The 8,368-nt window shown below is 67.0% G+C and carries 10 protein-coding genes; 3 read left to right on the top strand and 7 right to left on the bottom strand.

Annotated features, from left to right (window positions below; all coding sequences use genetic code 11):
• From RPR59_RS14855 to RPR59_RS14845, 3 genes are all read left to right on the top strand, one after another.
• A partial coding sequence (locus tag RPR59_RS14855; protein ID WP_313915385.1) for a flagellin occupies positions 1–201 on the top strand: 201 nt, incomplete at its 5' end.
• Between the two features lie 66 nt (positions 202–267).
• Positions 268–1,104, top strand: coding sequence for a flagellin N-terminal helical domain-containing protein (locus RPR59_RS14850; protein WP_313915382.1), 837 nt, complete (start codon positions 268–270; stop codon positions 1,102–1,104).
• 66 nt (positions 1,105–1,170) lie between these two features.
• Positions 1,171–2,052, top strand: a complete 882-nt coding sequence (locus tag RPR59_RS14845; protein WP_313915380.1) for a flagellin N-terminal helical domain-containing protein — start codon at positions 1,171–1,173, stop codon at positions 2,050–2,052.
• Positions 2,053–2,425: 373 nt separating this feature from the next.
• Here the strand turns inward: RPR59_RS14845 and RPR59_RS14840 are convergent, their stop codons facing one another.
• The 7 genes from RPR59_RS14840 to RPR59_RS14810 all read right to left on the bottom strand — a co-directional run bounded on the left by RPR59_RS14840 (position 2,426) and on the right by RPR59_RS14810 (position 8,359).
• Entirely contained in the window at positions 2,426–3,280 is an 855-nt protein-coding gene (locus RPR59_RS14840; protein WP_313915377.1) for an oxygenase MpaB family protein, read from the bottom strand.
• A 47-nt stretch (positions 3,281–3,327) separates the two neighbouring features.
• Positions 3,328–4,077, bottom strand: coding sequence for a sigma-70 family RNA polymerase sigma factor (locus RPR59_RS14835; protein ID WP_432280272.1), 750 nt, complete (start codon positions 4,075–4,077; stop codon positions 3,328–3,330).
• Complete coding sequence (flhA, locus tag RPR59_RS14830) at positions 4,074–6,152, bottom strand: flagellar biosynthesis protein FlhA (RefSeq protein WP_313915375.1); 2,079 nt, start codon at positions 6,150–6,152, stop codon at positions 4,074–4,076. Before flhA ends, RPR59_RS14835 begins: the two co-directional genes overlap by 4 nt.
• 3 nt (positions 6,153–6,155) lie before the next feature.
• Entirely contained in the window at positions 6,156–7,085 is a 930-nt protein-coding gene (locus RPR59_RS14825; protein WP_313915373.1) for a lytic transglycosylase domain-containing protein, read from the bottom strand.
• A gap of 82 nt (positions 7,086–7,167) precedes the next feature.
• Positions 7,168–7,482, bottom strand: a complete 315-nt coding sequence (locus RPR59_RS14820) for a flagellar protein FlgN (RefSeq protein WP_313915371.1) — start codon at positions 7,480–7,482, stop codon at positions 7,168–7,170.
• Positions 7,475–7,753 carry a flagellar biosynthesis anti-sigma factor FlgM gene (gene flgM, locus RPR59_RS14815; RefSeq protein ID WP_313915368.1) on the bottom strand — a complete coding sequence of 93 codons (279 nt, stop codon included), beginning with the start codon at positions 7,751–7,753 and terminating at the stop codon, positions 7,475–7,477. The genes RPR59_RS14820 and flgM overlap by 8 nt, the downstream gene beginning before the upstream one ends.
• 69 nt (positions 7,754–7,822) lie before the next feature.
• On the bottom strand, positions 7,823–8,359 hold the full coding sequence (locus tag RPR59_RS14810; protein ID WP_313915366.1) for a flagella basal body P-ring formation protein FlgA: 537 nt from the start codon (positions 8,357–8,359) through the stop codon (positions 7,823–7,825).
• Between the last annotated feature and the right edge of the window lie 9 nt (positions 8,360–8,368).

Raw genomic sequence — 8,368 nt, 5'->3', positions numbered from 1 at the left:
CAGAACCAGCTGCAGTCGGCGGTGAACAATCTGACATCGAACGTCACCAACCTGACCGATGCGCGCAGCCGGATCGAGGATGCGGACTTCTCGACCGAGACGACCAACCTCGCCAAGGCGCAGATCCTCAGCCAGGCCTCGACCGCGATGCTCGCCCAGGCGAACCAGTCGAAGCAGGGCGTGCTGCAGCTGCTGCGCTAACCGGACCAGATCCCCGGCGGTGATTGGCCGCCGGGCATCCCCACCTCTTCACGAAGGAACGGTATCATGACTGTTATCGGCACCAACACCGCGGCGCTTCGGGCGACCACGGCTTCGGCCAATTCCGACATGGCATTGTCGACGGCGATGGAGCGCCTGTCGACCGGCAAGCGCATCAACTCGGCGAAGGACGATGCCGCCGGCCTCGCTATCGCCAATTCGATGACCGCGCAGATCCGCGGCATGAACCAGGGCATCCGCAACGCGAACGACGGCATCTCGATGGCGCAGACGGCCGAAGGCGCGCTTAACGAAGTTACCAACATGCTCCAGCGCATGCGCGAACTGACCGTGCAGGCGAAGAACGGCACCTATGCCAGCGGTGATGTCACCAATATCAAGAGCGAAATGGATGCGCTGAAGACTCAGATCACCAGCGTCCTGTCGAACACCGAGTTCAACGGAAAGTCGCTGTTCGGTGCCACGGCTGCCGATGTGACGATCCAGGCCGGCGCCAACGCCAGCGATACGGTTACGCTGAGCTTTGCGCAGCTGAACACGGGCGGGGACGAAGTCGCCACCGCGCTGGCCGTCGATGTCACCGCCGCGGATGCAGGTACCGCCGGTACCGATGACTATCTGACGAAGTTCGATGATGCGATCGACAAGGTCGCCACGACCCGCGCAGGCCTTGGTGCTGCCCAGAACCAGCTGCAGTCGGCGGTGAACAATCTGACATCGAACGTCACCAACCTGACCGATGCGCGCAGCCGGATCGAGGATGCGGACTTCTCGACCGAGACGACCAACCTCGCCAAGGCGCAGATCCTCAGCCAGGCCTCGACCGCGATGCTCGCCCAGGCGAACCAGTCGAAGCAGGGCGTGCTGCAGCTGCTGCGCTAACCGGACCAGATCCCCGGCGGTGATTGGCCGCCGGGCATCCCCACCTCTTCACGAAGGAACGGTATCATGACTGTTATCGGCACCAACACCGCGGCGCTTCGGGCGACCACGGCTTCGGCCAATTCCGACATGGCATTGTCGACGGCGATGGAGCGCCTGTCGACCGGCAAGCGCATCAACTCGGCGAAGGACGATGCCGCCGGCCTCGCTATCGCCAATTCGATGACCGCGCAGATCCGCGGCATGAACCAGGGCATCCGCAACGCGAACGACGGCATCTCGATGGCGCAGACGGCCGAAGGCGCGCTTAACGAAGTCACCAACATGCTCCAGCGCATGCGCGAACTGACCGTGCAGGCGGAAAATGGGACCTATTCTGCCGACGATAAGAAGAACATCTATGTCGAGCAGAACGCCCTGGCCGATCAGATACGATCGATCGTGACCAACACGGAGTTCAACGGCAAGGCTCTTTTCAAGGGCGATGGCGCGACCGCCGGCACACAGCTGTCGGTGACGATCCAGGCAGGGGCTAATGCTTCTGACACCGTTAGCTTGAAGATCGACGATCTGAGCAACGACGCCGCCGCGACGAACAAGCTTTCGGCGGTAGTCGATATGGCGGCTTCCGGCGCCGACGGCATGACGGGCGATTCTGCTGCCGCGACGCCTGCTGTTCCGACGTTGCAGAATTTCGACGACGCGATCGATCAGGTCGCCACGGTGCGCGCCGGCCTGGGTGCTTCGCAGAACCAGCTGCAGTCGGCGGTGAACAATCTGACGTCGAACGTCACCAACCTGACCGATGCGCGCAGCCGGATCGAGGATGCGGACTTCTCGACCGAGACGACCAACCTCGCCAAGGCGCAGATCCTCAGCCAGGCTTCGACCGCGATGCTCGCCCAGGCGAACCAGTCGAAGCAGGGCGTGCTGCAGCTCCTGCGCTAATAAGCGCGTACTGCCGGCCCGCCGCCACCCCCTTACCCGTGGCGGGCCGGATGCCGCCCGCGCCCAGCGGGCAGCGCGAACCCCGGTAGCCGATATGGCTGTCGGGGTTTTCGCGTTGGCGGGCGGCGGTTGTGGAGGGGAGGCGTCGTGAAGCTGCCGATGCGAGCGGGTTGACGGCGAAAACCGTGCTCCCGCGCAGGCGGGAGCCCAGGGCGTTTGTCGTAGCGCTCGCGGCTCTGGACTCCCGCCTGTGCGGGAGTACTTTCTGTTCGATAATGATGCGCTTGTCCGGGGCTGTTCTTTCCTCGGGCCGGAAAGAGAAGAACGGTCCTTCGACAGGCTCAGGACGAACGGGGTGGCTGGGCGTGCGCCTTCAACGAAAGGCCCAGCGGATGGTGCGGCCGATCCCGCCCGTGCCGGCGCGGACCAATGGCGTCGTCAGGCTGGTACGAGGAAAACCGTGCATCGCTTTCGCCCAGCCGGGCAGCAGGTCGACGCCGGCGCGCAGCGTCAGGCGCTGGAACGGCGCGGCGGCGCGGCTGGTCGGAGGCTGGTCGAGCAACAGTTTCGCCACCGTGCGCGTGCGATCGTCATAGCGCAGCTCGGGCCGGGTCCGCGCGATATAGGCATTGATCGTCGCCCGGCTGTCCGGCACGTCGCGGGCGCCCAGCATTTGCGCGATCACCGCGACCTCGGCGAAATAGCGGTCCTGTTCGGCCGCCGGCATGTCCGGCTCGACATAGCGCAGCCAGCCTTCGAGAAAGCAGATGCTCTCGCTCACATGCACCCAGTTGAGCAGGTGCGGATCGTTGGCGTCATAGGGCGTGCCGTCGGGCAGCGTGCCCGATACCCGGTCGTGCACGGCGCGGATGCGGGCGATCGCTTCCGTGGCCTCGGCCTGCCCGCCATAGGTCGTCAGCGCGATGAAGCGCGCGGTGCGGCGCAGCCGACCGAGCATGTCCTGACGGAAATCGCTGAAATCCCACACCCCCGCCAGCGCGCCGGGATGCAGCATCTGCAACAGCAGCGCCGCGACGCCGCCGACCATCATCGAGGTCACGTCGCCGTGGACGCGCCAGGCGGCCGAATCCGGCCCGAACAGGCCGTCGGCCTTGCGCTGCACCGGCTTTTCGCCGCGCGCCTGATCGTGGAACAGCGCCCGGACCTGCCCGACCAGCGCACGCTTCAGCGGTGCCGTCAGCGGCGGGAAGGCGGCGGGTCGGGCCATGATCGGGAATGTGTGCCGACCGCCGCGGCCGCGCAAGTCGCAAGTGTTCATCCCAGGCGGCGGTGCAGGCCTTTTTTCAGGCGGTCATGCGCCTGCTTCTTGATCTGGCAGATGCGCGCCGCGCCGACGCCCAGCACCTGGCCGATTTCCTCCAGGTTCAGTTCCTCGACATAATATAGCTGGATCACCTGCGCCTCGCGCTCGGGCAGATCGGTGATGGCCGCGATCAGCGCCTCGCGCACGTCGCTTTCGGCGAGCTGTTCGAACGGATCGGGCTCCTCGCTCATGAACCAGGGACTGTCGTCGGCATAGACCTGGTCGATCGAATCGAAATAAAGCGGCTCGGCCGCGGCGTAGTCGGTTCTGAGCTTTTCCGGCGAAACCCCCAGCCGTTCGGCCAGTTCGGCGTCGCTCGGCTTGCGGCCGAGTTCGTGGGTCAGTGCCGCCAGCGCCCGGGCATAGGTCTTGCGCCGCCGCATCGCGCCGCGCGTCAGCGTCGCCTGCCGCCGCAATTCGTCGATCATCGCGCCGCGCAGCCGGGTCGCCAGATATTGTTCGAAGGTCACCTGGCCGCGATCCTCGAACGCCGCCACTGCCTCCACCAGCGCGACGAGGCCGGTCTGGATCAGGTCCTCCACCTCGACGATACCGCTCATCGTGCCGTGTACGTGCCAGGCGATGCGCCGCACCATCGGCAGATAGTCGCGCGCGATCGCATCGGTGTCGCGGCTGGCGCCGCCGTCGCGGCGATAGGTGAGCGGCCTGGCGCCGGTCAGATCTGCAAGCGGCATGCTCATGCGGGAAGCGCCTCCGGCGCGCCAACGACGGCGACGACCTCGACGGGCTTTTCCTCGGGCACTTCGAAGAAGCTCATCACCGGCGTGTCGGGGAGACAGGATTTGACCAGCCTGCGGATGGCCTGGCGGATCGAGGGCTGGACGACGAGCGCGAAGGGCTTCGCCTCGGCGATGAGCGGCGCGGCCGCCTTTTGCAGCGCGTCGACGATGCGGCGGCCGAGATCCGGCTCGATAGTGCCGCGGTTCGACGTGTCGGACCGCATGGCCTGGCCGAGCAGCGCCTCGAGCTGCCCTTCCAGCGTCATCACGCGCAGCGGCTCGCGCACGCTGCACAGCTTCTGGATGATCAGCGGGCCGAGCGCGGGCCGGATCAGTTCGCCGATCTCGTGCGGGTCGAGCGACCGCTGGGCGGCAACGGCGATGGCCGAGGCGATGCGGCGGAATTCCTTCAAGGGGATGTTCTCCGCCAGCAGGCCCTTCAGCACCTGAGTCAGCGTGGTCAGCGGCACCGGCTGCGGCGACAGCGAGGCGACGAGCTGGCCGGCGCTTTCCTTCAGTTCGTCGAGCAGGGCCTGGACCTCGTCCGGGCCGAGCAGGTCCGAGGCATTCTGGATCAGGAGCTGGTTGAGATGGGTGGCGATCACCGTGCCCGAATCCACCACCAGATAGCCCGCACCGGTCGCCTGGTCGGCGTCGGAGGGCGCAATCCATACGGCGTCGAGGCCGAAGGTCGGATCCTTCGCCTGTTTGCCGGAAAGCCGGCCGACCGCCTGTCCGGTGTCGAGCGCGAGCATTTCGTCGGGCGATGCCTGATCCTCGCCGACGACGACGCCGCCGACCGAGACGCGGTAGGTATAGGGCGCCAGGTTGATGTCGTCGCGCACGCGCACCTGCGGCACGACGAAGCCCAGTTCCTTCGAAAGCTGGCGGCGCACGCCGGTGATGCGGTTCATCAGGGCGGAGCCCTTGCGCTCGTCGACCAGCGGCACGAGGCCGTAGCCGATATCGACGACGATCTGCATCGTGTCGGTCACCTCGTCCCAGCCGATCTTCGACAGATCGGGCGGCGGCGCGGCGGGTTCGGGCGGCGGCGGGCGGTTGGCGATCTTGCGCAGCTTCCACGCGGTGAAGCCGGCACCGGCGGCGGCCGGCAGGATGACCAATGCGGGCATGCCGGGCAATATGGCCAGCAGGCCCAGAATGCCGGCGACCGGCGCCCAGGTCTTGTGGCTGCCGAACTGGCCGCTGATCTGGCTGGCAAGGTCGTTGTCCGCCTTTACCCGCGTGACGATGGCGGCGGCGGCGATCGACAGCATCAGCGACGGCACCTGTGCGACCAGCGCGTCGCCGATCGCGAGCATGACGTAATTGTGCGCGGCATCGCCCACCGACAGGCCGTGGCTGACGATGCCGAGGATCAGGCCGCCGACGATATTGACGCCCAGGATCAGCAATCCCGCGATCGCATCGCCCTTCACGAATTTGGACGAACCGTCCATCGCGCCGTAGAAATCGGCCTCGGTCGCGACTTCGATCCGCCGCGCGCGCGCCTCGTCGGGCGTGATCAGGCCGGCGTTCAGGTCGGCGTCGATCGCCATCTGCTTGCCGGGCAGGGCGTCGAGGGTGAAGCGCGCCGACACTTCCGACACGCGGCCGGCGCCCTTGGTGACGACGATCATGTTGATGATCATCAGGATAGCAAAGACGAACAGGCCGACGACATAATCGCCGCCGATCAGAAAGCTGCCGAACGCCTCGATGACATGGCCGGCCGCCGCTTCGCCCTCATGCCCGTGGACCAGCACGACACGGGTCGAAGCGACGTTGAGGCCGAGGCGGAACAGCGTCGCGAACAGGAGGACGGTGGGAAAGGCGGAGAAATCGAGCGGCTTGGTCGCGTTGAGCGCCACCATCAGCACCGCCAGGCTGATCATGATATTCATGATAAAGAAGGTGTCGAGCAGGAAGGCCGGGATCGGCACCACCATCAGCACGACGAGCAGCAGGATGACGAGCGGCAGCGCGCCGCCGCGGATCATGCCACCCAGATTTTCGGTACGCGGCAGAAACGACATGAACTAGGTCCCCAGGCTGGCGAGCATGAGATAGGCGAGACGCGCGGTTTCGGGCGTCGGGCGATAGGTCTGCGTGGCCGACAGGGCGGAGCCCGTCGTCCAGTCGGCGGCCATGCGCTCGGCCCCGGACAAAGCATCCATGGTGGTGCCGTCGCTGCCGTCGCCCGACAATTGCGCGAGCGTGGTGGCGAGCCATTGCCGGTCGCCACCCACGGCGCGGTTGCCCAGCACGACCTCGACACTCGGATTGCCGGGCACGAAGCCGGGCGCACGGTCGAGCGCGTCCGAGGCGAGGCCGGTCGCGCCCACGGCGGCGGCGCCGTTGTCGAGCTTGCTGGCGAAGCGCTGATAGATGTCGGCCAGCGTGCGCGGCTGACCGCTGGGCGCATAGAAGATGTTGCGGTTCGCGCGTGCGGCCGCCGGGAACATGCTGGCGCCGGTGCGATCGGGGCTGACGGACATGGTCGAGAGGAAGGAGCGCGCGCCGTTCAGGCCTAGAAAATGGGCCATGTAGAGATCGGTGCCGGTCGCTTCGCGGCCGAGGCTGGCCTCCAGCGCGACCTTGTTGTCGGCGGCATGCTCGGCCGCCATCAGCGAGGCCGCGCGCGGATCGTTGCGCAGGTCCAATATGGCTTGCCGGGTGGCGGAATCGCCGACGGTATATCGGCCGCCGGACGTCTGGTCGATGCTGGCCGCCGCCCAGCCAAGGCCGTGTTCGGCGCCGTGCTGCTTGACGACCGAAAGCCAGCTCTGCTCGATGAACTGATAGAGACCGGATGCGCTGGACGTGCCGGCGCGCGCATCGGCGCGCATGCCGCTTTCGACCTGCGCCTGGCCCATCAGATAGTCGAAATCCATGCCGGTCTGCCGACTGGCGGCAGCGATCGCGCGGGCGACCGGCGATCCGTTGGCGGTGATCGGATTGACGCTCATCCGTCCTTGCTCGTGTTACCCCTTACTGCGGGGTATTTCAGCAAGGACCGTGCCAATCGGCGCGAGCGGGCGCCGGCGGCGGTCAGGCCGCGCGGTAGGTTGCGGCGTAGGTGCCGGCGGCGGCACCACCGGTAATATCCTGCAGGCGGCGGCGAACATTTGCCGCCATCAGGTTGACATAGATGCGCGCGGTCTCGTTCAGGGCATGCGCCTGATCGGCGAGCGCGCGGGTTTCGGCGTCCATCGGCGCTTCGTCGTCATTGGCGGCGATCGTCTCGATGCCGGCCAGCTTCGCGCTGGTCGCGCGTTCCAGGGCGACGACATCGTTCGCCTTCAGCGCGGCGATCTCCGCATGGAGGCAGTCGATTACCCGGACAAGGGCGTCACGCTTAGTCATGCGGCCTCCATTGCAGTTTGAGGGCGATCAGCCGGTCCGCGATGGTGGCGGGCGTGATCGGGAAGCTTCCTTCCTTCACCGCCTGACGGATGCGGGCCACGCGCTCCGCATCGACCGGAGGCGCCTCGGCGAACGACCTGGCGGTCGAGGCGATCGACGCCGCGTCCTGCTCGGCATTCTCCTTCACGCGGTCGCCGCGCTTGGACTGCGCGACCGCGGACACCGGCCGCTGGGCCGAAATCTTGGGCTTTGCGCCGATAGGATCCACCATGTCCGCCGCCTTTCCTTCGTGCCGACAGGGGAGAAAACGACCGCATCGCCTATACCTTTAGGAAAAAATTCAGTCGGCCCAGCCTGGCAGGCGGACCAGGCCCGGCTCGACCGCGACCGCCTGGATCGGCGGTTCGGTGCGCTCCACACGGACGCGGAGCCTGCCGCCGGCCGGGGCGTCGTCCATGGCGATGCCGTTGCGCGTGATGCTGAAACCGGCGCCGCCGGCCTGGACCGTCACGGGGTCGTTGCGCTTGACGACGTCGACCGCCTCCGGCGCCTTCGCGTCCGGGCCGGCCGCGGACCGGTCGGGCGGCGCGGTGACGTTGAGCGGCACGTAGATGCGCCAGGCGGGCGCCATGCAGCGAACCACCACCGCGTCGTGAAAGCTGCCGCGCCAGTCGAATTGCGGCATCGGGCAGGGCGCCAGCTTCAGCCGCTCGTCGATCGCCGCGCGGGCGCCGCCCTCCTCTCCGATCGGCTTGCCGGTGAATTGCGCCACAGCCGAATCGAGCATCTCGGTGTCCTGGAACTTCGCCGTCTGCGCGGCCGCCGGCGCGGCATGCAGCAAAACGGGCAGCAGGGCGGGCAGCAGCATGCGGATCATCATGGTCTC

This window comes from Stakelama saccharophila (genome assembly GCF_032229225.1).
Lineage (GTDB): Bacteria > Pseudomonadota > Alphaproteobacteria > Sphingomonadales > Sphingomonadaceae > Sphingomonas > Sphingomonas saccharophila.
This window is presented reverse-complemented; position numbering and strand designations above follow the sequence as displayed.